This window comes from Xenorhabdus thuongxuanensis, from assembly GCF_001908095.1.
In the GTDB taxonomy this organism is placed as follows: domain Bacteria; phylum Pseudomonadota; class Gammaproteobacteria; order Enterobacterales; family Enterobacteriaceae; genus Xenorhabdus; species Xenorhabdus thuongxuanensis.
On the sequence record NZ_MKGR01000009.1, the window covers coordinates 1 to 25,402 of the forward strand.

At 44.3% G+C, this 25,402-nt stretch carries 29 protein-coding genes; 10 read left to right on the forward strand and 19 right to left on the reverse strand.

Going from position 1 to position 25,402, the window contains the following annotated elements:
- Positions 1-24 precede the first annotated feature (24 nt).
- Both Xentx_RS07975 and Xentx_RS20090 read right to left on the reverse strand, forming a co-directional pair.
- The gene (locus Xentx_RS07975; protein ID WP_074019728.1) at positions 25-450 is read right to left on the reverse strand and encodes a tail fiber assembly protein; all 426 of its coding nucleotides are present in this window, start codon (positions 448-450) and stop codon (positions 25-27) included.
- 11 nt (positions 451-461) lie between these two features.
- Entirely contained in the window at positions 462-770 is a 309-nt protein-coding gene (locus Xentx_RS20090; protein ID WP_422645867.1) for a gp53-like domain-containing protein, read from the reverse strand.
- 150 nt (positions 771-920) lie between these two features.
- Here Xentx_RS20090 and Xentx_RS07980 point away from each other — a divergent pair, with 150 nt between their 5' ends.
- Entirely contained in the window at positions 921-1,496 is a 576-nt protein-coding gene (locus tag Xentx_RS07980) for a recombinase family protein (RefSeq protein ID WP_074019729.1), read from the forward strand.
- Between the two features lie 22 nt (positions 1,497-1,518).
- On the opposite strand, the gene Xentx_RS07985 is transcribed toward Xentx_RS07980, so the two are convergent.
- The 6 genes from Xentx_RS07985 to Xentx_RS08010 are packed head-to-tail and all read right to left on the reverse strand — an operon-like array spanning position 1,519 to position 7,263.
- Positions 1,519-1,962: a phage tail protein gene (locus Xentx_RS07985; RefSeq protein WP_074019730.1), complete on the reverse strand. Its 444-nt coding sequence runs from the start codon at positions 1,960-1,962 to the stop codon at positions 1,519-1,521.
- A gap of 4 nt (positions 1,963-1,966) precedes the next feature.
- Positions 1,967-5,068: a phage tail tape measure protein gene (locus Xentx_RS07990; RefSeq protein WP_074019731.1), complete on the reverse strand. Its 3,102-nt coding sequence runs from the start codon at positions 5,066-5,068 to the stop codon at positions 1,967-1,969.
- A 3-nt stretch (positions 5,069-5,071) separates the two neighbouring features.
- On the reverse strand, positions 5,072-5,296 hold the full coding sequence (locus Xentx_RS19940) for a GpE family phage tail protein (protein ID WP_339373718.1): 225 nt from the start codon (positions 5,294-5,296) through the stop codon (positions 5,072-5,074).
- Positions 5,218-5,523 (reverse strand): phage tail assembly protein, encoded by a 306-nt coding sequence (locus Xentx_RS08000; RefSeq protein ID WP_074019733.1) that lies wholly within the window; start codon positions 5,521-5,523, stop codon positions 5,218-5,220. Before Xentx_RS08000 ends, Xentx_RS19940 begins: the two co-directional genes overlap by 79 nt.
- A gap of 48 nt (positions 5,524-5,571) precedes the next feature.
- Positions 5,572-6,084, reverse strand: coding sequence for a phage major tail tube protein (locus Xentx_RS08005; RefSeq protein WP_074019734.1), 513 nt, complete (start codon positions 6,082-6,084; stop codon positions 5,572-5,574).
- A 12-nt stretch (positions 6,085-6,096) separates the two neighbouring features.
- Positions 6,097-7,263 carry a phage tail sheath subtilisin-like domain-containing protein gene (locus Xentx_RS08010; RefSeq protein ID WP_074019735.1) on the reverse strand — a complete coding sequence of 389 codons (1,167 nt, stop codon included), beginning with the start codon at positions 7,261-7,263 and terminating at the stop codon, positions 6,097-6,099.
- Between the two features lie 166 nt (positions 7,264-7,429).
- Here Xentx_RS08010 and Xentx_RS08015 point away from each other — a divergent pair, with 166 nt between their 5' ends.
- Entirely contained in the window at positions 7,430-8,536 is a 1,107-nt protein-coding gene (locus Xentx_RS08015) for a phage late control D family protein (protein ID WP_074019736.1), read from the forward strand.
- A gap of 52 nt (positions 8,537-8,588) precedes the next feature.
- The gene (locus Xentx_RS08020; protein ID WP_074019737.1) at positions 8,589-8,840 is read left to right on the forward strand and encodes an Ogr/Delta-like zinc finger protein; all 252 of its coding nucleotides are present in this window, start codon (positions 8,589-8,591) and stop codon (positions 8,838-8,840) included.
- Positions 8,841-8,895: 55 nt separating this feature from the next.
- Here Xentx_RS08020 and Xentx_RS08025 read toward each other — a convergent pair whose 3' ends face one another.
- Entirely contained in the window at positions 8,896-9,639 is a 744-nt protein-coding gene (locus Xentx_RS08025) for a zinc ribbon domain-containing protein (RefSeq protein WP_083600913.1), read from the reverse strand.
- 311 nt (positions 9,640-9,950) lie between these two features.
- Complete coding sequence (zipA, locus tag Xentx_RS08030; RefSeq protein WP_074019738.1) at positions 9,951-10,892, reverse strand: cell division protein ZipA; 942 nt, start codon at positions 10,890-10,892, stop codon at positions 9,951-9,953.
- A gap of 220 nt (positions 10,893-11,112) precedes the next feature.
- Here zipA and cysZ point away from each other — a divergent pair, with 220 nt between their 5' ends.
- The 5 genes from cysZ to crr all read left to right on the forward strand — a co-directional run bounded on the left by cysZ (position 11,113) and on the right by crr (position 16,182).
- Positions 11,113-11,889 carry a sulfate transporter CysZ gene (gene cysZ, locus Xentx_RS08035; protein ID WP_074019739.1) on the forward strand — a complete coding sequence of 259 codons (777 nt, stop codon included), beginning with the start codon at positions 11,113-11,115 and terminating at the stop codon, positions 11,887-11,889.
- A gap of 232 nt (positions 11,890-12,121) precedes the next feature.
- Entirely contained in the window at positions 12,122-13,075 is a 954-nt protein-coding gene (gene cysK / locus Xentx_RS08040; RefSeq protein ID WP_074019740.1) for a cysteine synthase A, read from the forward strand.
- Between the two features lie 442 nt (positions 13,076-13,517).
- On the forward strand, positions 13,518-13,775 hold the full coding sequence (gene ptsH, locus Xentx_RS08045) for a phosphocarrier protein Hpr (RefSeq protein ID WP_074019741.1): 258 nt from the start codon (positions 13,518-13,520) through the stop codon (positions 13,773-13,775).
- Positions 13,776-13,899: 124 nt separating this feature from the next.
- Positions 13,900-15,627 (forward strand): phosphoenolpyruvate-protein phosphotransferase PtsI, encoded by a 1,728-nt coding sequence (ptsI, locus tag Xentx_RS08050; protein WP_074019742.1) that lies wholly within the window; start codon positions 13,900-13,902, stop codon positions 15,625-15,627.
- 45 nt (positions 15,628-15,672) lie between these two features.
- Positions 15,673-16,182, forward strand: coding sequence for a PTS glucose transporter subunit IIA (gene crr / locus Xentx_RS08055; protein WP_047767273.1), 510 nt, complete (start codon positions 15,673-15,675; stop codon positions 16,180-16,182).
- A 109-nt stretch (positions 16,183-16,291) separates the two neighbouring features.
- Here the strand turns inward: crr and Xentx_RS19945 are convergent, their stop codons facing one another.
- The 8 genes from Xentx_RS19945 to Xentx_RS08095 form a co-directional block, all read right to left on the reverse strand.
- Complete coding sequence (locus Xentx_RS19945; RefSeq protein WP_083600914.1) at positions 16,292-16,393, reverse strand: 3-hydroxyacyl-CoA dehydrogenase family protein; 102 nt, start codon at positions 16,391-16,393, stop codon at positions 16,292-16,294.
- Positions 16,394-16,643: 250 nt separating this feature from the next.
- Entirely contained in the window at positions 16,644-17,378 is a 735-nt protein-coding gene (locus Xentx_RS08065; protein ID WP_074019743.1) for a GNAT family N-acetyltransferase, read from the reverse strand.
- Positions 17,379-17,422: 44 nt separating this feature from the next.
- A complete protein-coding gene (gene cysM, locus Xentx_RS08070; RefSeq protein WP_074019744.1) occupies positions 17,423-18,304 on the reverse strand; it encodes a cysteine synthase CysM in 882 nt (293 codons plus the stop codon).
- Between the two features lie 132 nt (positions 18,305-18,436).
- On the reverse strand, positions 18,437-19,525 hold the full coding sequence (gene cysA, locus Xentx_RS08075; protein WP_074019745.1) for a sulfate/thiosulfate ABC transporter ATP-binding protein CysA: 1,089 nt from the start codon (positions 19,523-19,525) through the stop codon (positions 18,437-18,439).
- Between the two features lie 14 nt (positions 19,526-19,539).
- Positions 19,540-20,373, reverse strand: coding sequence for a sulfate/thiosulfate ABC transporter permease CysW (gene cysW / locus Xentx_RS08080; protein WP_074019746.1), 834 nt, complete (start codon positions 20,371-20,373; stop codon positions 19,540-19,542).
- Positions 20,373-21,203 carry a sulfate/thiosulfate ABC transporter permease CysT gene (cysT, locus tag Xentx_RS08085; protein WP_074019747.1) on the reverse strand — a complete coding sequence of 277 codons (831 nt, stop codon included), beginning with the start codon at positions 21,201-21,203 and terminating at the stop codon, positions 20,373-20,375. Before cysT ends, cysW begins: the two co-directional genes overlap by 1 nt.
- The gene (locus tag Xentx_RS08090) at positions 21,203-22,201 is read right to left on the reverse strand and encodes a sulfate ABC transporter substrate-binding protein (RefSeq protein WP_244149843.1); all 999 of its coding nucleotides are present in this window, start codon (positions 22,199-22,201) and stop codon (positions 21,203-21,205) included. The genes cysT and Xentx_RS08090 overlap by 1 nt, the downstream gene beginning before the upstream one ends.
- A gap of 304 nt (positions 22,202-22,505) precedes the next feature.
- Positions 22,506-23,081 carry an RpoE-regulated lipoprotein gene (locus Xentx_RS08095; protein WP_074019844.1) on the reverse strand — a complete coding sequence of 192 codons (576 nt, stop codon included), beginning with the start codon at positions 23,079-23,081 and terminating at the stop codon, positions 22,506-22,508.
- A gap of 374 nt (positions 23,082-23,455) precedes the next feature.
- Here Xentx_RS08095 and Xentx_RS08100 point away from each other — a divergent pair, with 374 nt between their 5' ends.
- The gene (locus Xentx_RS08100; RefSeq protein ID WP_074019749.1) at positions 23,456-23,704 is read left to right on the forward strand and encodes a hypothetical protein; all 249 of its coding nucleotides are present in this window, start codon (positions 23,456-23,458) and stop codon (positions 23,702-23,704) included.
- Between the two features lie 90 nt (positions 23,705-23,794).
- On the opposite strand, the gene Xentx_RS08105 is transcribed toward Xentx_RS08100, so the two are convergent.
- On the reverse strand, positions 23,795-24,217 hold the full coding sequence (locus tag Xentx_RS08105) for a GNAT family acetyltransferase (protein WP_074019750.1): 423 nt from the start codon (positions 24,215-24,217) through the stop codon (positions 23,795-23,797).
- 140 nt (positions 24,218-24,357) lie between these two features.
- Here Xentx_RS08105 and hemF point away from each other — a divergent pair, with 140 nt between their 5' ends.
- Positions 24,358-25,266 carry an oxygen-dependent coproporphyrinogen oxidase gene (gene hemF / locus Xentx_RS08110; RefSeq protein ID WP_074019845.1) on the forward strand — a complete coding sequence of 303 codons (909 nt, stop codon included), beginning with the start codon at positions 24,358-24,360 and terminating at the stop codon, positions 25,264-25,266.
- Positions 25,267-25,402: the final 136 nt, after the last annotated feature.

The window sequence follows — 25,402 nt, forward strand, 5'->3', positions numbered from 1 at the left end:
ATCAGGGGCGCTATGCCCCTATACTCATTTCGGCGGCTCAGGCCATTGGATATCGGGTACGGTAGCGCAATCCACCCGATTGAGCAGGACACGGTATTTACGCCAGTCGGTTAATGCGGATTTTTCGGCATCGGTAGCCATATCTAAATCGACCGCATCCTGAAAAATGGCGATTTTCTCTGTCGCGGTGTTCAGTAGGTGTTTTTTCTGGGATTCTGCCCGTTGTTGCAATTCCTCTGGTGACGGAGGGTGCGGCGGAGGAATATCCCCCCACGCGGGCAATCCGTCAGAACCGACCACCCGCTCTTTACCCATCGGGGGTGTTGCGGTGTATTTCGCAAAAACAGATTCGTCAACATCAATCCCGACCTCTGGCCATGCGCCAGATTTTATATAATTGTTTTTTAATTCATACGGATAAAATTTATTATCAGAATATTTGTATTTCATAATAACCCCCATCAATACCCAATTGCTAACCACATAACAGCCTGATTTGGTATAACGGCTAACTCCCCGCGCAGCATCGGGATCGACGCTCTGGTGGTGCTATTCATGTCCGACGCCAGGAGGAACAGTGAACTGTACTGATGTGACACGTTTTTTAGCGTTACAAACATACATGATAACTCCCTCGAATACGGGATAGGGAATACGGCATCAGCATAAAAATAACCGGCGGACTCCCTCGAAAACCATGATGTACCATATTGGATAATCCGACCGTCAGGCATTTTGAACCAATTAGGCCCCGATGTGAAAAATGACATATCGGGGATCTGATTACGCCCATTGCCGATGGTTCTATATACAGAGTCCGCTAAACCGAGGTTTTACGTAAATAAATGCGTGAATTCAGGCGATTGATGGGCTAATCAGGTTGGTATGATGAGCTAATCATTGGTTGAATAGGGGGCGCTATGGCGAAAATTGGCTATATCCGTGTATCAACAACTGACCAGAACAGCGATCTGCAACGTAATGCATTAATGGCCGCGAATTGTGACCGGATTTTTGAGGATAAAATCAGTGGCAAAACGGCTAACCGGCCGGGATTAAAACAGGCATTAACCCACCTGAAAACAGGGGATACATTGGTGGTCTGGAAATTGGATCGATTGGGACGCAGTGTTAAAAATCTCATCGCATTAAATGAACGGCTCAATAATGACGGTATTCATTTTCAGAGCCTGACCGACAGCATTGATACCAGTTCGCCAATGGGCAGGTTTTTCTTCTATGTGATGAGCGCATTGGCTGAAATGGAGCGGGAACTCATCATAGAACGGACTAATGCAGGGCTGGCGGCTGCCCGTGCGCAGGGGCGTATTGGTGGCCGTCCCGTGTCATTGAATGACGAAAAATTCCAGTTAGCCTGCCAACTGCTCGCAGAGGGCAAAAATCGGCGGGAAATCGCTAACATTTTCAATGTGTCTCTTTCCACCGTGTATAAATACCTGCCAGTCGGTGCGGCAGCCAATGATGATGTGTTTTGAGTTTTAATAGGGGCTACGCCCCTTATAATGCTGATTTTGCCAGATCCAATAAATCCCCCGCCGTGACTGAATACAGCCCCTCGCGAATGTCTTCACTCACCCGCTTGAGCGATAACGTGAATTCAATGCGCCGTGCTTTACCATCGGCGAAAAACTCTGTGCGGCTCTCTGTCAGGCTGTCGATAACAAACATCCCATAAATCATTCCTGTCCCCTCAATCAACGGCCACGGTTTGGCCGAGAATGCCATTGTGCGCAGGACTTCGAGTGAAATATCACCGCCTGTGACTTCGGGGTACAGAATCCCGTTCAGCGTGATAGTGTCTTCCCCTGGGCCAATATATTGCCATTTGGCCGATTTGCCGACGCGATCATTTTTTACATGCCGCCAGTCCATATTGCGATTCATGGACTGGTACGGCGTGGTACTGAGCATAAAAACGAACATGCCATAAATCATCATCATGGTATTAATCCTCGTCTAATAGGCTAGATCTTCGCCTAACACCTTGTTTTTGCATTATTTTTTCTACTTCGGCTCTGACCACCGCGCCAATTGACCGCGTATCATTCATATCAACCCCATGAAAATGCAGGTTAATTGAGTATCGGTCATCCTGCTGCGCGTTATTCCCGTTACCGACACGGGCAGGCGTGACGGGAACCGGAACACCACTCAATGTGGGTTGCAGTGGCTGTAATTTTTCCGTCAGGCGACTGAGTAGTGAGGGTTGTTGTAAGCGGGGTTCCTGATATGCGCCATCAATCGGGATCACTGGCGGGCGGTTTTTAAAAACGATATCGCCCAGTTTATTGGGATCGGCCTGTGTTGCCGCCACCCCCATGGCGTCCAACTCAGGGTTCTTTTTACCTTTTTTATTCTTTTTAGCGCTGGGATCGTAAACTAAATTGCCAAAGGCAGGCGTATCAACTTTAGGAATATCAACTTTAAGCTTGTTTTCTTCGGCTTTTTTACCGGCTTGTGTGACTGCATTATCCGGTGGTGTTGGTGTCCACTCTTGTTGCACCATTTTTTGGGCGCTGTCATCCCAAACCCATTTTACGGGCTTTTGGACTTCGGGCAGATTAACCGGCCCCATCGCATTGGATGCATCGACAGCCGCTTTAGTCGCATCTGGGATCATACCCAGTTTTTCCAGTAACCAGCCCACGCCTTTTGCAACGGCGGCAATCACATTCACCACGCCGGCGATGGCTTGACCCACCAAATGACCAAAGGCAAGCCCCGCTTCGGTAGCGGCTTTCAGTCCTTCTGCGGATGTGTTAACGGGTTCGAATAACGCTGTAAACCACTGCCAGACTTTTTGGATAGCGTTTCCGATAGCATCAAAAATAGGTGCGAACGGCGCAAACGCTGCCGCGAGCGTATCACGGACAGGTGCGATAGCCTCCATCAGACCAGAGAAAAACCCCGCAAAAAATGCCTTGATGGGTTCCCAGTGTTTCCATATCAATGCAGCGGCAGTAACAATCACTGCAATCAGCAAACCCAATGGACTGAGCAACAAGGAAAAACCGCCGCCAATGACAGATGCCGCCGCTTGAGCCGCAATACGCAGCGCGCCAAATCCGTTGGTTGCCAATCCTGTTAACCCGTTCCGCAGCATCGATATGGCTGTCATCGGGCTAGTAAAAACCATCAATAAACCATTTTTCAACACCGTCCATCCGCCGGTTGCTAATCCTTTTATTCGGGTGCTCAGGTTGCTGACCGCCGTACCGGCATGACGAAAAATGGCACCCCAACCAGTGACACTGCGGCTAACGCCACCCAGGGAGGGGATTAATCCTCTCAGTCCAGTTGATAATCGCCCCAATACGGGGAACAATGTTATTAATCCGCCGCCACGGGTCAGCATAAATAGGCTAAGTCGGAACGCAGCAAACGGCACAATAACCGCCGCGGCCGCCAGTGCCAGTGCACCTAGCGTCGTTACCATAACCCCCATTGCGATTGCGCCGAGTGCCAATATCTTGGTTAGTTGGGGATTAGCCTTCATCCATGTGCCGATTTTGCTGATTAGTTTTGTGATACTTTGCGTGATATTACGCAGAGGGGAATCGACGCTTTCATGCAGTTCTATGCCTAAATCCTGCCATGCGGATTGGAGTTGTCTGATATCCCCCCGCAGGTTATCCATTTTGACCGCAGCGTTTTTTTCGGCCTCACCTTTAGCATTATCGTTGGCTATTTTTTTCTCCGCATATCTACCATTGATCATGCCTTCCAGAACGTTACCCATACCAACCATTGCCTCTTCTCCGAAAATATCCTTTTTCATACGGATCTGGCTAGGTTGGTCAAACTTGCGTAAGCTGATCGCCATATCTTTCAGAATTTCGTCAGCACTACGTAGTTCGCCATTTGCTTTTTTTACCTTGACACCTAATGCCGTCATGGCATCCGACGCCGCTCCTGTTGGTGCCATCATTCGGATCAACCCAGCTCTTAGCGCTGTGCCTGCCATACTACCGCGATAACCACTATCGGCCATAACACCAGCCATTGCAGCCATGCTTTCCAAACTGGCACCGACCTGTGCTGCAACGGGGCCAGCATACGTCATAGTCTCACCCAATTGTCGTAGATCAGTATTGCTGCGGGTGAAAGTCGCGGTCAGGACGTCTGATACCCTGTCCATTTGGTCAGCGGTAAGATTAAATTGCGTCAGAACATTCGATCCAATATCTGCCGCTTCGCCTAAATCCATTTCACCTGCCAGCCCCATATTGAGTACGCCGGGTAAAGCGGCTTTCACTGCTTCTGGTGTAATCCCCGCCATTGCCAGAAATTTCTGACCTGACGCTGCATCAGTGGCGGTATAGGCCGTTGTTGCCCCCAGTTGTCGCGCCTGTTCGCGCAGAGCCGCCAAACGCGGATCGTTTTTATCCAATCGGGTGAGCGCCTGAACACTGGACATCCCCGCATCAAAATCTAGGCCAGGTGCCATCAAACGTGACATGCCATATAATGCGCCTGCGCCAGTTGCCATGGCTGCCGCACCTGCTGTAGCCAGTTTGCCTCGCCCCTCTTTGGCATTAGCATAACGAGTTTGGGCATGAGTCACTGCGGTTAAGCGTCGTTGTTGTTCGGCCAACTGGCGGTTGTAGGTGGCTGTGCGGCGCGTAATTTGGCCGGTCACATCGCTGCTATTGCGAGCAGAAATACCGTATCGGTACAATTCCGCGGTCACACCCCGTAGACGCTGCTTTTCCCTGTCCAGCGTACGGCCATAGTTATCCCGTTCTGTCCGTGCTGCCTGCAATGTCCTGCGCTGTGCGTCTGTTTGTTGCGCCAGGGGGGGCATTTGGTCACGCAGAGATTTTGCCTGGCGCTTGGCTTTTTCGTAGGCATCAGAGGTTTTTTGGACAGAGCTTGTCAACCGCTCAAATGTGCGCGCCTGGCCTTGTAGATTGCGAACACTGTTATGAGTGCTACGAATCTGAGCGGATAGCCCCGCCGCCGCCCGGTTAGCGGCGTTCAGGGGACCAGAGAGTCGGTTAGCAGCGCTCAGTGAAACTCGAATATTTAAGTTGCGATCTGTGGCCATGATTTATTCGTTTCCATTACGAGCCGCCGCGCGTTCGTGCCATTTCAATAATTCTGTCACCGTCATGTTATCGCACTCTGACGGCGACCAATGAAATACCATGGCAATATCGGCAATAATGTCATCGGTATCTACCGCTGGACACGGGATTATTTGTCGGCCGGTTCGTTCGTCTCGCTCACTGATGAGGTGGGCGCTAAAAAATTCGCTATGGCCTCGGCCAGTAATGTAAAATCCTGAATAGGCATGGTCACAATGTCGGTTTCACTCAGACGCGGATGTGTCACCCTCGGTAGGAGTGTGATCAGTGCATTCACATCACTGGTCATCACATCCCACAATTTCAGGCCGCGCAATGCGCCGACCTGTTTCATTGTGTCAGTGATCGCCACCTCGGTGATGGTGTTGCCGTTTGCCAGTTTCATAGGGGCAGAAAAGGTCACTATTTTTGACATCGTTAAATCTCCGTTGCGCGGGGGAACGTCCCCGCGATAAAAATAAAATTAATGGCCGATATTGGCGCGATGTTTTTCCAGCAAATCTTTACCATTGACCCGCCAGACCAAATTGAGCATGTCGATTTCGTGCAGCTCTTCATTGTTCAATGTGATCTTGCAGTAGGTATTTTTCAGCGTGTACTTGTGCTGGGTATTTTCCCCGGCTTTGGCAGTGCCCCAATCGACTTCGGTAAATCGCCCGCGCGTCTGGATCTCACAGGCGACGGTTTCCCCGGTAGCATCATCATAGTATGAACCGGCAAATCGCAGTTGCAGGCTGTCAATCAGGCCGCCCCATGTCTTGAGCAGGTTAGAGTCTAGTCCGCCCATGGTGACTTCCATATCCAGTGCGCCCCCATCCATGCCCATCAGAACGGCAACAGAGCCAGGCATCCCAGCCCCCTGGTAATCTTCGGTCTTGAGGGTTAACTTCGGCGTTGTCACTTCCTCTACCTGTCCGAGATACGTTTGACCATCAATATAAACGTCAAACATAAAGAGTTTTTTCGGCATCCCCATGCTGATATCCCCTTAGCCTAGTTGATCGAAAACAGCGAAATATTCATCGGTAAACGTCTGCACCAGTTGCAAGTTTTCCAGTGGTGGGACTGGCGTATATTTGTAGCGTATCAATGCCGTGCCATCGCGCAGCGTTTCTTTTGGGTTGTCTGCCGGGTCATACCAACATTCAAATCCCAATAGCCTGCCCTCTGTCACCAACTGCGCCCCCTTACGATTAATGCCATCGACGACATCTTTTACTAATGATGGCGTTAACGTTTTATCGATATAGGAGAAATGCGCCTCGGCGATCATGTCTGCCAGAATCTGTGCGGTGCGGGTGTAAACTTCGAAGAAATAAGTCTCATCACAGGTGCGGTTACCCCAGAAGCGGAAGCCGTCTCTTTTGATTAAGGTGGTAATTCCCTTACTATTTAGGTCGTCGGCGTCAGTATCTGTCCCCTGCAACGTCCAATAGATATCCGCTGAAATACCCAGAACACCATTAATGGGCACATTGGACAATGATTTGTGCCAACCTTGCTCTGCATCAATACGGGCGCGTAACCCCAATGCGAATGCTGTTGCTGGTACGGTTTCATTTTTCGCTGACTGGCTGTTATAGGTGATGAAATCAGGGTAAATGATCATGATCTCACGTTGACTGAATTTCCCGCGGTACGTTTTCACCTCGGCCAATGTCTTGCAGCCATGTGCACTGATATAGGCGAAAGCGCGCAGTTTTTCGGCAAAAATTGCCAGTTGCAGGGCAACGGGCTGTGTATCCAGTTGCGGTACAGCCAGAATGCGCGGATGTTCACCAGTGTTTGCCTCGGCTGTCAGCAGGGCATACAGTCCGGTATAGCGCCCCTGTTCATTGACTCCGCCAATGACCAATTGATCCTGTGTTGGTCCATCACCCTTGAGATTGTTGGCATCTGCTACGCGAACAGCGATAACTTTTGGGCTGCACTGGTCAGAAATTGCCTTGAGCGTGGTGTATAACGTACCACTTTTTCCAGCATGACCAATCACACTATTGATGCGGGTAATTAGTACTGGTGTATCCAGCGGAAATACCGACGCGTCAGCATCATCGGCGGTACACACGACGCCAATCACCGATGTGTTTATATCGCGTATCAGCGTGCTGAGTTTGGTTGTCTCACGGACGGATACGCCATGATGAAATGACATGGATTCTGCCTCATTGGATTTGTGATATGCCTATGTTGCGATGTCCTGGTATGAGAATCACGCAATTCCCGCTGTCACCGTCCTGCGACAGAGGGCGGGCGTTGTCTACGCGCCCGCGCAGGGCAATCATGTGTGGGTAAATTTCCACGAATGGTGACATGCACACATGAACCCGATTGATATTCTGACCAGTGCGGATTACGTGAAAACACCCGCGTTTGACCTGAAAATTGGCGGACGGCAAATCACGGCGCTCAATGAGCGATTGCTCTTACTAACCCTGACTGATAACCGCGGGTTTGAGGCGGATACACTGGAATTGTCGGTAGACGATGCCGATGGCAAAATTGATCTGCCGCCCCGTGGCGCGGAAATTGTGGTCAGGATAGGCTGGCACGGTGAACCGCTGGTTGAAAAGGGGCTGTTTATCGTAGACGAAATTGGCCACAGTGGCCCGCCTGATCGGCTGGACATTACCGCCCGCAGTGCAGATTTTCGCGCGGAGTTTAATATCAAACGGGAATATAGCTGGCATGATATCACCGTCGGTGATGTGGTCAGCGCTATCGCCGGTCGCTATGACCTGCAACCCGCAGTGAGCCGGCAGCTCATGGATATTGAAATTGATCATGCTGACCAGACCAATGAGAGCGATATTAGTTTTCTGTCCCGTATGGCGGAAATGCTCGGTGCCATTGCAACCATTAAAAATGGCCGACTACTGTTTATCATTCCGGGACGCGGCGTTTCGCAAAGTGGAAAGCCGCTACCCATTATTACCCTCACCCGTGACAGTGGCGACAGTCACAGTTTCCGTGTTGCTGACCGTGCCGCCTATACGGGGGTACGTGCGTACTGGTTAGATCTAAATTTTGGTAAACAGCCCGCAACCGCGCTAAAAAGACGGCGTAAAAAACCGAAAAAAGAGAAGTCTGGTAGCCGCGAGGGAGAATATCTGGAGGGCGCCGACGGCAATGTTTATGTGATGCGCCAGACGTTCAAAACTGAGCGAGCGGCACGACGGGCTGCGGCAGCGAAATGGGCAAAGCTCCAGCGCGGCGCAGCAGAATTTTCAATCACACTGGCACGGGGACGGGCTGATTTGTATCCTGATTTGATAGCCTCTGTAGTGGGGTTCAAGGCGGCTATTGACAGCCATCAATGGATAATTTCGCGGGTGGTTCATACCATCAGTGACAGCGGTTTTACGACCCAGTTAGAGCTGGAATTAAAAATTAAGGATGCTGAGATGACAGAAAGTGACCAAGAATAGTCATTGATACGTTATAATCACGACAGGCACACCCCAATGATGAGGGTTACTCATGGCGTTTACCTGTCCCCAATGCGGCGCTGTGGCAAAAACACGAACCAGCGAAATGATGAGTGACGAGACGCGGCGCAGTTATCATCAATGTCAGAACATTCTGTGCGGCTGTACGTTTACAACGGTCACGACGGTTGAGCGGTATTTGACACGTCCTATTCCCCAGCAGTTACCGGCTGATTTTAAAGTCCCGAAACTGGCGTTCCCTGCCAGCCATTATGGTGATGAACAAATCGGATTTGGATTCTGATTAAAAAAGCCCCAAATTTTAAGGGGCTTATTCTTAGTTTAATTATACAGACAACTTATCGTTCAGTTATCAACTCTATAATCTCTCCCGTTTTAATATCCACCTTAGCGGTGAGTGATTGCTTTACCCTTGCTCCATAAAGATTAGTGCCACTAAATATGGTTGTTACAATGGCGTAAGGATTAGCATTCAATACACGTCGATATGTTGTCTCAATATGTTTGTATGTGGATTCATCATGCATATTTTCTTTGATTAGTTTTGTCAACGGGCGGTATGAACCATCCCATGAACTGAATTTAGACATAAATTCATCAAAGTTAATGTGTTTTGCAAAAGAGGATGGATTTTTATTGTAATCGGCGTAACACCACTCCAAAACGTCACCTAATTTTAATTCATCCGATTTTGTATGTGACATCTCGCTTAGGCATTTATAGAAGTTGTTTACTTCGGCATTTGTTATATAAAGATCTTTATATGAAACGTAGTTTGAGACGATTTCTTTTCTTTCGGTCTGTGGTTCGTTTCGATATTCCTTAAGTGTCATATCTGCGTATTTGAATGGCTTCGGTGTTGCTTTTACCTCAGTTTTGACGATAGTTTCTTTTGTGGAGGAAGCTTCCTTTTCGTCTCCACTGACAAAATAATATATTGCTACGCAAATTATGATAAAAATGCCTAAGCCTAGGAAGGTCTCTAAGTTTGATATACCAGGATTTTTCTCTCCACAATGAGGGCACACTTTTTCATTTTTTGAAACCTCTTCCTTGCACTTTCTACACTTGACTAACTTCATGGATATCACTCCCTATCTAATTTCGTTTAATTAAATGGATTTAACTTTTTAATCCATATAGATAAATATTACATAAATATTACAGATGGGAATTCTTAATCAAATATTGCACCGCATAGGTGTGAAAACTATCTGATAATTTGATGGTGATAAATGATAAAGCCCCTCGAAAATCGAAGGGCTTCTGCTAAAGGTTTCAGTTATAAAGTGGATGAAATGTGGATGTTGATTTAAAAAATTCCTTTATAATCAATACAATTAAGCGACATTCCACCCCCGACTAGCGGGGGTTTGATACTAAAAAAGAGAGGTTATTCACTGACATTGAGTGTATCACGGATACGTGCTTTATAGAGTTCGATCATCTGTGGTGTCAGCATCTTGCGCTCACCATCCAGAACTACGCCTCCCACATCGGCAGCAATGCGCTGTGCCGCCTGCAACATCAGTTTAAAATTCTGATTGGAATCACCATATGAAGGCACAAGCATAAATATGGAAACGCCAGGGGTAGTGAAATCTACCATTTGGTCAGGGTCAAATGAACCAGGTTTTACCATGTTAGCTAAACTGAACAATACAGCACCACTACCCGATGGGTTTAGATAGCGATGAAAAATATTCATCTCACCAAACCGGAAACCTGCATGTAAAATGCTTTGGAACAATATTTCACCATTCAGTTCTTGTCCATGATGAGCGGCAACATGCAATACCAACACTGTCTCTTTTTTAAGCTGTTCAGATTTAGACAGTGCTTCATTTTCCGCTGCCTTTGGCTGCCCTTCCACAATTTCAGAGTCAGAGTCTAACTCTGCTACCCTAACTTCTTTCGATTCAACGGATTCAATCGGATCGAACAAGCCAAGTTGTGGTTCTTCCTGTTGATCATCAATACCTTTCACCTTGACTGTAGAAACATCAGATTGATGCCTTGCAAGTAAAGGATCCGTACCATCATCAGGCACTACGGCTGACGATTCAGACGCATGACGTTCGATAACCGGCTCTGTACGATGTTCAGTATGCGGTTTTGCCGATTCCTGAACATTCGATTTTGGCGTATTATCAAACAGCTCATCGCCATTATCATTCTTTGGCTCTTCCTGACGCCCCTGTTTATGACGTTTAACTGGGCGATCACGAAAGAGTGATGAACGCTCTTTACGGCTGGTCCACAACCCATGTAATAGCAAAGCTATTATGGCTATCGCACCAACAACGATTAATATCAGACGCAAATCCTGCATCATTGCTATCTCTGTTGTTTAAATTAATTGCCACCACGGCGGAATATTCTTTAGATAAGAGTATTTGTCAAATAGGACAAGTGCAAGTCTCTACATGCTTTTCTTACCATAATGAGAGATTTCCTCTGTTTTTTCGGATGTTTTTCACTCATAAAACGACTGGTCAGTAGAAAATCCTGCCTATATCATACCGCCTCAATCATCTAAGAGAGAATAAGAAAATATGACGAATTCGACAAAGTCGCCAAAACATGCGAGTGGATTTCACTACATTGTCCAAGGTTGGCAACTAATAACCCGTCCTGGCATTAAGAGATTCGTTCTATTACCTTTATTGGCTAATATCTTATTGCTAGGTGGTTCATTTTGGTGGCTATATCATCAACTGGATGGCTGGATACAATGGGCCCTCGATAAAATACCAAACTGGATGCAATGGTTAAGCTATTTAATTTGGCCACTTGCTGTTATTTCTATCTTATTGGTTTTTACTTATTTTTTCAGCACGCTCGCTAATTTTATCGCTTCACCATTTAATGGCTTACTGGCGGAAAAACTGGAGGCTGATTTAACAGGTATTCCCGCACCAGATACTGGCGTTATCGATTTACTCAAAGATACGCCCCGTATTCTGAAACGCGAAGTAGTGAAAATCCTTTACTATATTCCGCGAGCACTTATCCTCTTGTTACTTTATTTCATTCCAGGAATAGGCCAAACCATCGCTCCTCTCCTTTGGTTTATTTTTAGTGCCTGGATGCTGACAATCCAATATTGTGATTATCCGTTTGATAACCATAAAGTCAGTTTTACCACTATGCGCAATACGTTGCGCCAAAACAAAATAAATAACCTGCAATTCGGTGCAGCAGTGAGCATTCTGACTATTATCCCGATCGTGAATCTGTTTATCATGCCTGTTGCTGTTTGTGGAGCCACTGCAATGTGGGTTGATCGCTACCGTGCTCAATATGGCCTGAATCGCACATCATCAAATTAATTTAATCTTTTTATTTACTATCTTCTACCTACTACAGCAACAAAGCCCCTGACAGATTATAAATTTGTCAGGGATTTTGTTAAAAATCATGCCTATCTTAAATAATTAAGAATATAAAATGACCATCAATTATTCTTTTATATAATAAGAATAGACTGAAACCTTATTTCCATAAATATGATGTTAGCGTATGGTTAATCACTATTTACGGTATGTTAGGGGCAATCGAACAATGAGCAAAATTTATGAAGATAATTCGTTGACTATTGGTCACACTCCGCTAGTACGTTTAAAAAATTTCGCAAATGGTCGTATTCTGGCGAAAGTCGAATCCCGTAACCCCAGCTTCAGTGTAAAATGCCGCATTGGTGCCAATATGATTTGGGATGCTGAAAAACGTGGCATTCTGACCAAAGATAAAGAACTTATCGAGCCAACCAGTGGTAATACAGGGATTGCACTTGCCTATGTTGCAGCGGCTCGTGGTTATAAGCTAACCTTGACCATGCCTGAAACAATGAGCCTTGAACGACGTAAGCTGCTGAAAGCTCTCGGTGCAAATTTGGTACTGACCGAAGGTGCAAAAGGCATGAAAGGCGCCATTGAAAAAGCTAACGAAATCCGTGACAGCAACCCTGACCGTTATATACTTCTGCAACAATTCAGTAATCCCGCCAACCCAGAAATTCATGAAAAAACCACTGGCCCTGAAATTTGGGAAGATACTGACGGTAATGTAGACGTTTTTGTTGCTGGCGTAGGAACTGGCGGCACAATCACGGGTGTTGCCCGTTACTTAAAAAATACGCGGGGCAAACAAGTTACCATCGTTGCGGTAGAACCAGAAGATTCACCTGTTATCAGCCAAAAATTGGCAGGTGAAGAACTTAAACCAGGCCCACATAAAATTCAGGGAATTGGCGCGGGTTTCATTCCTGATAACTTAGATTTAACATTAGTCGACCGCGTGTTTAAAATTAGCAATGAAGAAGCGATGCAAATTGCACGTGAAGTTACTGAAAAAGAAGGAATCCTTTCCGGCATTTCTTCAGGCGCTGCTGTTGCGGCGGCTATCAAAATAGCGCAAGAAGATGCATACAAGGATAAAAATATCGTGGTGATTTTGCCTTCGTCGGCGGAACGTTATCTCAGTACAGCACTGTTTGCTGACTTACTCAGTGAGTAAAAATCACTCTACAGAATTTTTCACTACATTGACAAAAAGGCACCTCCAGGGTGCTTTTTTGTGCATCAGATCAAAGTTTAAAGCTTTCCTAGATGATTTATTCAAGTAGCTTTAGTATTTAACCAGTAATTATTTCAATGCACAAAATTAATCACCAACCAGACGGCAAATAAGGTTGTTCAATTAAAGCCTTCTTTGGATAGCGAGTATTAACACCAAATCAACAATTGAGTGCATCGAGTATGTTAATTTTTTGATAATGATTATTATAATCCCACTAAATTTCAAGTTAAAATTAACAGAGCAATAACTTGAAAGGCGAAGGGAATACACTTTACTTCATTATCATTTTAACGGTTGTATAAGCCGGAGCGAATTCCGCTATAATCCAATGGAATTCTCTTGGTTTATCAATAAATATTTAAGTTATTGAGGAAATACTATGTTCCAGCAAGAAGTTACTATTACTGCACCAAACGGTCTCCACACTCGCCCAGCGGCACAATTTGTCAAAGAAGCAAAAGGCTTTGCTTCTGACATTACCCTGACTTCTGCGGGCAAGTCTGCCAGCGCAAAAAGCCTGTTCAAATTACAAACGCTGGGATTGACTCAAGGTACAGTCGTAACAATTTCTGCTGAAGGCGAAGATGAACAACAGGCTGTTGAACATTTAGTTAAATTGATGGGTGAATTGGAATAATCGTCCGTTCAATCAAGCCAATCTATTTCATTCAGCTTATCCCCAGGCCAATAAAATCTGGGGATATTTAGGGTATCTCCTAAGTCTTAATGAAAGGTAATCACCCGCAGTAAGGTCATATAATATGATTTCAGGTATCTTAGTATCACCAGGAATTGCTTTCGGTAAGGCGTTATTACTGAAAGAAGATCCCATCATTATTAATCATAAAAAAATTATCCCTGAACAAGTCGAACAAGAAATTTCCCGCTTTAAGCAAGGCCGTGACAAATCTTCCGCACAATTAGAGATCATTAGAGAAACAGCCGAAAAAAATCTGGGTGCAGAAAAGGCCGAAATCTTCGAAGGCCATATTATGTTGCTGGAAGATGAAGAGCTAGAGCAGGAAATTATCACACTGATTAAAAAAAATCTGTTAACAGCAGATGCAGCTGTTCATTCCGTTATTGAAGATCAGGCCAATGCGCTGGAAGAGCTGGATGATGAATATTTGAAAGAGCGAGCTGCCGATGTCCGTGATATTGGTAAGCGCTTACTGAAAAATATTCTGGATATGCCAATTATCGACTTAGGTTCCATTGAAGAAGAAGTCATCTTGGTTGCCAATGACCTGACCCCATCAGAAACTGCACAGCTCAATCTGGACAAGGTATTAGGTTTCATTACTGATCTTGGTGGCCGCACTTCCCACACTTCCATTATGGCTCGCTCTCTGGAATTACCAGCGATTGTTGGTACAACCAATGCGACCAAGCAAATCCAAAATGGCAGTTACCTGATTCTGGATGCCGTCAATAATCACATTTATGTGAACCCATCTGATACCGAAATAGAGAAACTGAAAACAGCGAAAAGTGAGTATCTGACAGAAAAAACCGAACTGGCGAAGCTGAAAGACTTACCGGCCATCACATTGGATGGTCATCAAGTTGAAGTTTGCGCCAATATCGGTACGGTACGTGACATCGCTGGTGCTGAACGCAATGGCGCCGAAGGTATTGGTTTATACCGTACTGAATTCCTGTTTATGGATCGTGATTCTCTGCCAACCGAAGACGAACAATTTGAAGCCTATAAAGCAGTTGCAGAGGCTGTTGGTAATCAAGCCGTCATTATTCGTACGATGGACATTGGTGGCGATAAAGACTTACCTTACATGAATCTGCCAAAAGAAGAGAACCCATTCCTTGGCTGGCGCGCGATCCGTATTTGCCTTGACCGTAAAGAGATCTTACATTCTCAATTACGTGCTATCCTGAGGGCTTCTGCATTTGGTAAACTGCGTATTATGTTCCCAATGATTATTTCAGTTGAAGAAATTAGGGAATTGAAAGCTGAGCTTACGTTACTCAAAGAGCAATTACGCAATGAAAACAAAGCATTTGATGAATCTATTGAAGTTGGCATCATGGTGGAAACGCCTGCTGCTGCAACCATTGCTCATCATCTTGCAAAAGAAGTTGACTTTTTTAGTATTGGGACAAACGATCTAACTCAGTATACTCTTGCGGTAGACCGTGGTAATGAGCTGATTTCTCATCTCTATAACCCAATGTCACCAGCAGTGTTGAGCTTAATTAAGCAGGTTATTGATGCCTCACACGCAGAAGGTAAATGGACAGGCATGTGTGGAGAGCTTGCCGGTGATGAGCGCGCCACGCTGCTGCTCCTGGGCATGGGGTTGGATGAGTTCAGCATGAGTGCAATATCAATTCCACGCATTAAAAAGATCATCCGTAATACTAATTATGATGATGCAAAAGCACTGGCAGAGCAGGCCTTGACTCAGCCAACAGCAAAGGAATTGATGGATTTGGTTGACACCTTTACCAGAGAAAAAACACTCTGCTAAGAATTAGCCAGAATACGGTCCCATTAAACAATTAGGAGAAGATTCATGGGTCTGCTTGATAAATTGAAATCTCTGGTTTCAGACGATAAAAAAAATAGTGGCAGTATTGAAATTATCGCGCCATTGTCAGGTGAGATAGTCAACATCGAAGATGTTCCAGATGTTGTTTTTGCTGAAAAAATCGTTGGTGATGGTATCGCTATTAAACCAACCGGCAACAAAATTGTCGCTCCTGTTGATGGCACCATTGGTAAGATCTTCGAAACTAATCATGCTTTTTCTATCGAATCTGATAGTGGCATTGAGCTATTCGTCCATTTTGGCATTGATACCGTTGAACTGAAAGGTGAAGGTTTTAAACGCATTGCCGAAGAAGGTCAACGGGTACAAAAAGGTGATTTGGTTTTAGAGTTTGATCTGGCATTTTTGGAAGAAAGAGCTAAATCAACCTTAACTCCTGTTGTTATTTCTAACATGGACGAAATTAAAGAGTTAACAAAAGTAAATGGCTCCGTAGTCGTCGGTGAGTCAGTCATCATGCGAATCAAAAAGTAGCTGAATACATCACTGTCACTGATGAGCTATATGTGGATCGCCTCTGTTTTATCAGGTAAGAATAAAAATATCTGATAAAACAGGGCGGTTTCTTTATAAGCCGGTAAACCTAATGTGTATAAAACCCCTTCCCTGTTTTGCACCCCAAATGCCCGGCATCGACCATCATACGCATCAGCGGACAAACGCGATATTTCGGATCCTGAAACATCTGCTAGCTGAGCAATACCATCCTGTATGGGGAACTCCACCTTCATTCATAAACAGATGAGAAATCCGGTTGGAAACAAAACCGAGGCCATCTTTTACTACAACCGCACAGTTTCCCCAATAAAGCCAGAATCTCCAGACAGCGCTCCTGAGCCTGCTCAGAAGTGCTGAGATCAATAATTACCTCAACAACTGGCTTCACGGATAGACTAGGTTCATAAAATGCACACCAATCACCTAAGGGGGATGATTCAGTTGACTGAATCAGGAGAAATTACTTCCCACTTACCAAACAGCGTTAAACCAGCAGCTTTTGCCAACGCCGCAGAAGCGGGATTATCGAGCTGGCATCTAAACTGAGGCTCATATCCCTGAGCACAGGCATATTGACTGATTGCACGTACAACTTTTCTGGCATAGCCTTTACTCCGGAAAGACTCCAGAGTCAGTACTCCCATATCAGCAAGTTGCGAATCATTCCACGGGTACATACTGGCGGCACTGACCAGACGGTTTTGCTCATCAAAAGAACCGAATACTGCCCAGTGATCCAGTTCAACATAAGCGTTATCAAGATCCTGCTCTGAAGCGGACGCTTGAAATGCAGAGAAGACTTCACCATCTTTCTCTTCTGTCAGTTGACGCTGCATGTTGTCTGGATTTTCCTGCAATAATTGACTCTTTTCTGTCTCCGGAAAATAGAAAATATAGTCAGCACCATGCAAAGTAATATTCGCCTCATTTAATTTCTGGCGAAAAATAGATTCAGACATTTTTTCCTGATGATAAAGATCGGCTTTTTCAGCCAGCTCTGGTGCCAGAACAGCCATAACTCGGCTGTTACTGGTTTCCAACACCATTACGCGATTATCTTGTTCCAGGCTGGTATTAGTGGCAACAGTAAAAACATTATCCTTATAAAGAGTATTTTCACCCAATAATAGAGCCTGCCAGAAATCAGTTATTGCTTTTGAAAATAAAGGCATACTTTTTACTCACGCAGATTTACTTACATAAAAAAGAATATGGGTCAATTAAAAACACCGGTAGATAAATATCTGTCGCCGCGATCGCAAATAATTACCACGATTATCGCTCCAGGGTTTTCAGCCGCGATACGCAACGCCCCGGAAACGGCTCCGCCAGAACTGACTCCACAAAAAATACCTTCTTTCTGTGCCAACAGCCGCATCATCGTTTCTGCTTCACTCTGAGTAATATCCAAAATCTGATCCACCAGCTCTTTCTGATAGATGCCGGGCATATAGGCCGGAGACCAACGACGAATACCAGGAATATGACTATCTTCCTCAGGTTGTAATCCGATAATTTTCACTCTGTCTGACTGAGATTTCAGATAGCGGCTCACCCCCGTAATCGTGCCTGTCGTTCCCATACTGGAGACAAAGTGCGTGATCCGTCCCTGTGTTTGCTGCCAAATTTCCGGGCCAGTAGTATTAAAATGTGCCAGTGAATTATCCGTATTATTAAATTGGTCCAGAACTTTTCCTTCCCCATTCTTCTCCATTTCTTGTGCCAAATCCCGCGCACCTTCCATTCCCAATTCTTTACTGACTAAAATTAATTCAGCACCGTAAGCTCGCATTGATGCCTGCCTCTCAAGGCTCATATTTTCAGGCATCAATAATTTTAGGTGATATCCTTTTACCGCCGCGATCATCGCCAGTGCAATGCCGGTATTGCCACTTGTTGCTTCAATCAAAACATCACCTGGGGCAATTTCCCCACGCAATTCCGCTTGCAGGATCATCGAAAGCGCAGCTCTGTCTTTTACGGAACCCGCCGGATTATTGCCTTCCAGCTTTACCCAAATCTCAGCATCAACACATTCTGTAATTCGTTGTAATTTCACCAGCGGTGTATTACCTATAAATTCTTCCAAACTTGCCACAGCATTACCTAATTCGTATAAGAATGGATAAACAAATAATCATATTAAGGAAACTGTAGCAAGACATTAAGCAAAAAATCCCTACTCCTTTGCATAGCAGGGAATAAGGATCCAATATAAAGATGAATTAAATCAGGCAGATTCAGCGAATCGCAACACTTTTAATGGCAAATTTACAGCATACAAGCGAGCACCCGTGCCGCCAATAAAATAGTCATTTCCCTTAACCGGTATGGAGGAATCATCCCGCCAAATCACTGACAGGTATTCATCGCCCCATCCTAACGGCTGAACAGATAGTAGGAAAAAATGGCCACGCGGGCTCACTTCCACGATTTGTACTGGCAAAGGGCAGGCAGGTGTTTGCTTGGCACTAAGCGTCATATCCCAAGGCCGGAAAAAAATATCAACATTTCCTTGATGTAGCGGTGTGATATTCAATGGAAAAATTTTCCCGCCAATCCAGAGTTGGGAACCTTTAATTTCACCATTCAGTTTGTTTATTTCTCCCATGAACTCAAGGACAAATCGGCTTTCCGGTTCATGCCATATTTGCTGAGGAGTACCGACCTGTTCAATGCGCCCTTGATTCATAAGTACTACCCTGTCAGCCACTTCCATTGCCTCTTCTTGATCATGGGTGACAAATACGCTGGTAAATTTCAATTCTTCATGTAACTGCCGCAACCAACGACGTAACTCCATACGAACCTGAGCATCTAATGCACCAAAAGGTTCATCCAACAAGAGGATCTGTGGTTCAACCGCCAATGCTCTTGCTAATGCTACACGCTGTTTTTGCCCGCCAGAAAGCTGCGATGGATAACGTTCTGCCAAATGGGAAAGTTGCACCATATCTAGCAAAGCCATAACTTTACTACGCAGTGCCTCAGCACTGGGACGCTGACGACGAGGAAGAACGGTCAGGCCAAAAGCCACGTTATCGAATACCGTCATATGGCGAAATAAAGCATAGTGTTGGAATACAAATCCAACACGCCGATCTTTTGCATGTAGCCGGCTGACATCCTGCCCGTGGAATTTCAATTGGCCTGCACTCTGCTGCTCAAGCCCTGCGATGATCCGCAACAATGTCGTCTTGCCAGAACCCGATGGGCCAAGCAGGGCTACCATCTCACCAGATTCAATATCCAGTGAAATTTCATTCAGTATCTGAGATCGACCAAAAGATTTACTGATTTTACTGATTTCAATACTCATATCCCGCTCCTAACCTACCCTTGCTGGCGGCTTAAACGCCATTGCAATGCACTTTTGACAATCAGAGTAATAATCGCCATCACCGCCAATAAGGCCGCGGCCGTAAATGCGCCAACCGTGTTGTAATCTTGATACAACAACTCAACCTGCAAAGGCAGTGTATAGGTTTCACCGCGAATGGCCCCCGATACTACAGATACAGCACCAAATTCCCCAATTGCCCGCGCATTGGTCAAAACAACGCCATATAACAATGCCCAACGAATATTTGGCAATGTCACGCGCCAGAACATCTTCCAGCCGGAGGCGCCCAATAATATAGCGGCTTCATCTTCCTGATTACCTTGACTCAACATCACCGGCACCAATTCACGAACCACAAACGGACATGTCACAAATACAGTCACCAATACCATACCAGGCCATGAGAACATCAATTGGATGTCATAACTCCCCAACCAACCATTAGCACCATAAAAAAGCAGATAAAGTAACCCAGCTACAACCGGAGAAATCGCAAACGGAATATCAATTAATGTCAGCAATAATTGTCTGCCGGGGAATTGAAAACGTGTCACTAACCATGCCGTCATCACACCAAAAACCAAATTAAGGGGGACGGTGATAAGAGCAATCATCACGGTCAGCCAAATAGCGTGCAGCATATCGGAATCGAAAAGATTCTGAGCAACCATGTCGACTCCTTTAGAAAAGGCAGTCAAGAAAATCCATGCTATCGGTATGACCAACAGCAGAAGAGAGAAAAGTACACCAGTACCAATCAGTAACCATTTTCCCCAATTTATAGCGAGACGTTGTGCCACTGTGTATGCGGAAAATTCAGTCATTAATGTCCTCCTATCCGTTTACCAAAGCGGCTTTGCAATATATTGACGCTAAACAACAGTAATAACGACGCAGCGAGGATAACGGAAGCAATCGCACTAGCAGCCGGATAATCAAATTCTTGCAGGCGGATAAAGATCATCAGGGAAGCAACTTCAGTTTGCCAGGCAATATTGCCGGCAATGAAAATCACGGCACCAAATTCTCCCAAGCTACGAGTAAAAGAGAGCACAGTTCCGGCAATCAATGCAGGTGAAACCTCAGGTAATACAACCCGCCGAAAAGTTTGCCAACGGCTTGCTCCCAATGTCTGTGCTGCTTCCTCGTATTCAGGGCCTAATTCTTCAAGTACAGGCTGAACAGTGCGCACCACAAACGGCAGGCTAGTGAATGCCATTGCGACTGCAATGCCCAGCCAGGTATTGGTGACTTTGATATCGAAATTACCAAGCCAGGCACCGTACCACCCAGTTGCAGAAAAGAGTGTCGCTAGCGTTAAACCTGCAACTGCCGTCGGTAAAGCAAATGGCAAATCCATCAAGCCATCTAATAAACTGCGTCCGGGGAATTGATAGCGTGTTAATATCCAAGCCATCAACATACCAAAAACCATATTGAACAAACTGGCAATCGCTGCGGCCAACAATGTTACCTTATAAGCGGCAACAACCTGTGGGTTGATGATGACTTGCCAATATTGTTCCCATGTCATACTGGAAAGCTGTACTACCAGAGCACTTAATGGCAATAGCAGAATAAGACAGACATAAAACAGGCTACAGCCTAAACTCAGCCCAAACCCGGGCAAGACACGTTTACTAAATACCCACATTATTTGCGCCCTTTTTTCAATAATTGATCGAGCGTACCGCCAGTATTGAAGTGAGTTTTCATTACTTGAGGCCAGCTACCGAATTGTTCTTCGAGGCGAAACAGTTTGGTTACAGGAAAACGGGAGTGCTGTGCTTTCATAACATTTTGATCGATTACACGATAATTAAAACTGGCTATGATTTTCTGGGCTGCCGGACTATACAGATAATTTAAATACGCTTTAGCAACTGCTTCCGTACCGTTTTTTTGAACACTTTTATCCACCCAGGTTACGGGGAATTCAGCCAAAATATTCACCGGAGGTACAATGAGTTGGTAATTATCTTCCCCATACTGTTTACGAATGTTATTGACCTCAGATTCGAAGCTAATCAGCACATCCCCTATTCCCCGTTCAATAAAGGAAGTTGTTGCACCACGACCTCCAGTATCAAATACCTCTACATTCTGTAAAAAATGCTGCATCAGTTGGCGAATCTTAGCGGGATCATGCGGATTTTTTTGCTGAAAAGCGCCCCATGCGGCCAAATAGGTATAGCGTCCATTACCTGACGTTTTTGGGTTTGGAAAAACTAATTTCACATCATTTCGCACCAAGTCTTCCCAAGTTTGAATATGTTTGGGATTACCTTTGCGTACCAAAAACGCCATAGTGGAATAATATGGAGAACTATTATTTGGCAAACGCTGCTGCCAATTGGCGGGAATGAGATTGCCGCGATCGTGCAAGATCTGAATATCTGTGACTTGGTTATAAGTGACGACATCCGCTCGCAATCCATGCAAAATGGCCAATGCTTGTTTCGATGAACCGGCATGGGACTGCTTGATAGTCAATTTATCCTGCGGGTTCTGTTCATTCCATTGTTTTTCAAATTCCGGATTCAAGCTCAAGAATAATTCTCGTCCAATATCGTAAGAACTATTCAGCAACTCAACAGCCAAGGCGTTAGAGCTATAAACGTTGAGACAGGCACAAAACAACAGGCTAGTCATTCCGCTTAATAATTTATTTTTTATTGCCACTATTTTCATCCAACACCTTACTCATCACACCATTTGACAACAATTTCTCTACTGTATCCAGAATCTTTATAACAGGGTAGCTTACTAGCTACTGTTTTATATACCGAATTTTTATGAGAAATGATGAAAAGCGATAAGATGTGGAAAATATCAGATTACTGGTGCCAGCCGCTTTTCAATTATCTAAAACGGTTTGAATTCTGGCACCCTGCCCTTATTATGCAAGCGGATTAAAAGATCTTTTACTTGATATAAAGCTTTTTTTAGGCGTTTATCAGGATTTCCAAATAATACGAGAAACTTTCCAGTCCTTCAAAACATCATCAGAAGGCATTAATCCTTCAGGCCCTTCCCAAGCGCCAGTAAAAACATAGCTGACATGCTGACTCTGTGAAGCAGTGCAAATGACAGTAGGCGACACAGTGAGATCATGGGAGCGCTGACATTTTCCAAATGCCTGGTTATAGAGATTAGAGAAAGGCGTACCTATTTTCGTTCCCCAAACTGTTTTAACCTCATCATCCAACACATCAATACGATCAACTTTACCATTGACCAGACCGTGAAACTCCAGTTTTACCTGACCATCTTCCATACCCTGAATAACACTCACTAACTTGCCATTTTGCATCTCCATGCCACTACGCAGACGATATTTTCCCTCCAACCCTGTTTCAATAGCAGATTGAGTCATATCCGTCTGTTTATTGATTTTCCCTATACCCTGCTCAGAAATACTTAAGGAACTGCCAAACCAATTAAAAGGCGATAAGGCAGGCCATGACATTCTTAAAGTTCCGGCACAAGCCGTCAACAAGAATGAGCACCCTACTAAACTGCTAGCCAGCATAACCTTCTTCTGTTTATGACAGGAATTAAATGCAAAAAATTTATCCATCTCTGTTTTCTTAACCTTTAGCTCTATGGAGTTGTCATTTGATATCTATCAGACCACATTCCTAAAAAAACATTCAATTGTAAATATACAAACCATTCATCAACAGAAACAAAAAAATCATGTTTAAAAGATGTTATTTATTAAGCATTGCACATCCATTTATAAAATAAACTACATAATAGAATAACATTAATGTAATGATATCTTCATCCGTTATCTATATATAGACCATCGTTCAATACTTATTTTTTATATCTCGCTATATTACGATTCATTGGCTAAGTAATATACTCATTGGCTAAGTAATATACCTCAGGAGAGAAATAATGAATATTCCCTATCAATATCATGTTGATTATCAGCAGCCTTCAGGCTGGACTATATTAAAAGGAAAGTCCACATCCTCTATACCTGAGCATTACTTTCTATCTAAGGATGAGGATGGGAATATTAACGTGGTGATTTACATTGATAATAAAAAGCCGGTAATGTCAAAAGATCTCCTTGTTATAAAAAACAAATATATGAGGAGATGGGCGCACTCCATTCATGTTTCATCAAAAAACACTGATTAAAAAAGATAATAATGACTAAATAGAGAGAGTATATAAATAGTATGATTCTATTCAGCCATTAATAACTTGCATATTTATCTAACAATTCATTTAATCAATAATCAATCGCTTACTAAACATGACATTTTCTTGACCTAAATAATCATATTCCATTTTTTCACACATACAGATTGTTGCATCATTTTCTTCTGGAACCACGATCAAAATACTGGGGCAACCTCTGGCCAACAATTTCTTTTCCAGGCGGGAGATCAATGCATTGGCTATTCCCCTGCCTCTGAATTCAGGATGTACTCCCAGATAATAGGCATGACCACGATGCCCATCATAACCGCCCATAACTGTACCAACCACCTCTCCCGCAACTTCAGCAACCAGAAATAAATCAGCATCATGGGTGAGTTTGCGCTCAATATCTATTTCTGGATCATCACCAGAGTTAATCAAATCACAACGTTCCCAAAGTGTGATAACGGCTTCAAAGTCGTCTTGCCGAAATACCCGAATTTCCATAGTGAGTAAGCCTATTTAATAAGCAGTTGAATCAATGTTAATTATCACTACTTTTATTTTAGAATCAATCTGAAAATGCGTTTACTGATACCAGCAGGTATACTGCATGTCTTTATAAATTAACCAAAATGAAAACAGAAATGAATATACCTAATATATATCAAGTTAAGAGTTTTTTCCTCTCATTACAGGATCACATCTGCAAGCAGCTAGAACAACTTGATGGTCAATCAACCTTCCTGGAAGACTGCTGGCAACGAGAAGAAGGTGGCGGTGGAAGAAGCCGTGTATTGACGGAAGGTAAAGTTTTTGAAAAAGCCGGTGTGAATTTTTCACATATTTCTGGCGCTTCAATGCCCGCTTCTGCTACGGCTCATCGTCCTGAGTTAGCAGGTCGCAGTTACCAAGCCATGGGCGTTTCTCTTGTCATTCACCCACTTAATCCCTATGTCCCAACCAGCCATGCAAATGTGCGTTTCTTTATTGCTGAAAAAGAGGGAAAGCCTCCTGTATGGTGGTTTGGCGGTGGCTTTGATCTCACACCTTATTATGGTTTCGAAGAAGATGCTATTCATTGGCACACCGTTGCCAAAAATTTATGTCAACCGTTCGGTGATGATGTTTATCCCAAATATAAAAAATGGTGTGATGATTACTTTTTTATTAAGCATCGCAATGAACCCCGTGGCATTGGTGGTTTGTTTTATGACGACCTGAATACGCCTGATTTTGATACCTGCTTTAATTTCACGCAAGCTGTCGGTAATGGATTTTTATCTGCTTATTTACCTATTGTAGAACAAAGAAAAGATATAGTATGGGGTGATCGTGAAAGACAATTTCAATTATATCGTCGAAGCCGCTATGTTGAATTCAATCTTGTTTGGGACAGGGGGACGCTTTTTGGCTTGCAAAGCGGTGGAAGAACTGAATCTATATTAATGTCAATGCCTCCATTAGTACGTTGGGAATATGGCTACTCTCCAGAAACCAACTCCCCTGAATCTGAATTATATACTTCATTTCTGATAAAAAAAGATTGGGTATGACAATTCCAAACAGGAATACAAGAAAATTTCTTTATTCCTGTTTTACTTCTTGCCTTTAAAAATCCAACCCAAAATAGATGAGTTATTTGTCATAATACTGATAAAAATATTTATTATTTTTCATTAACAATACCCT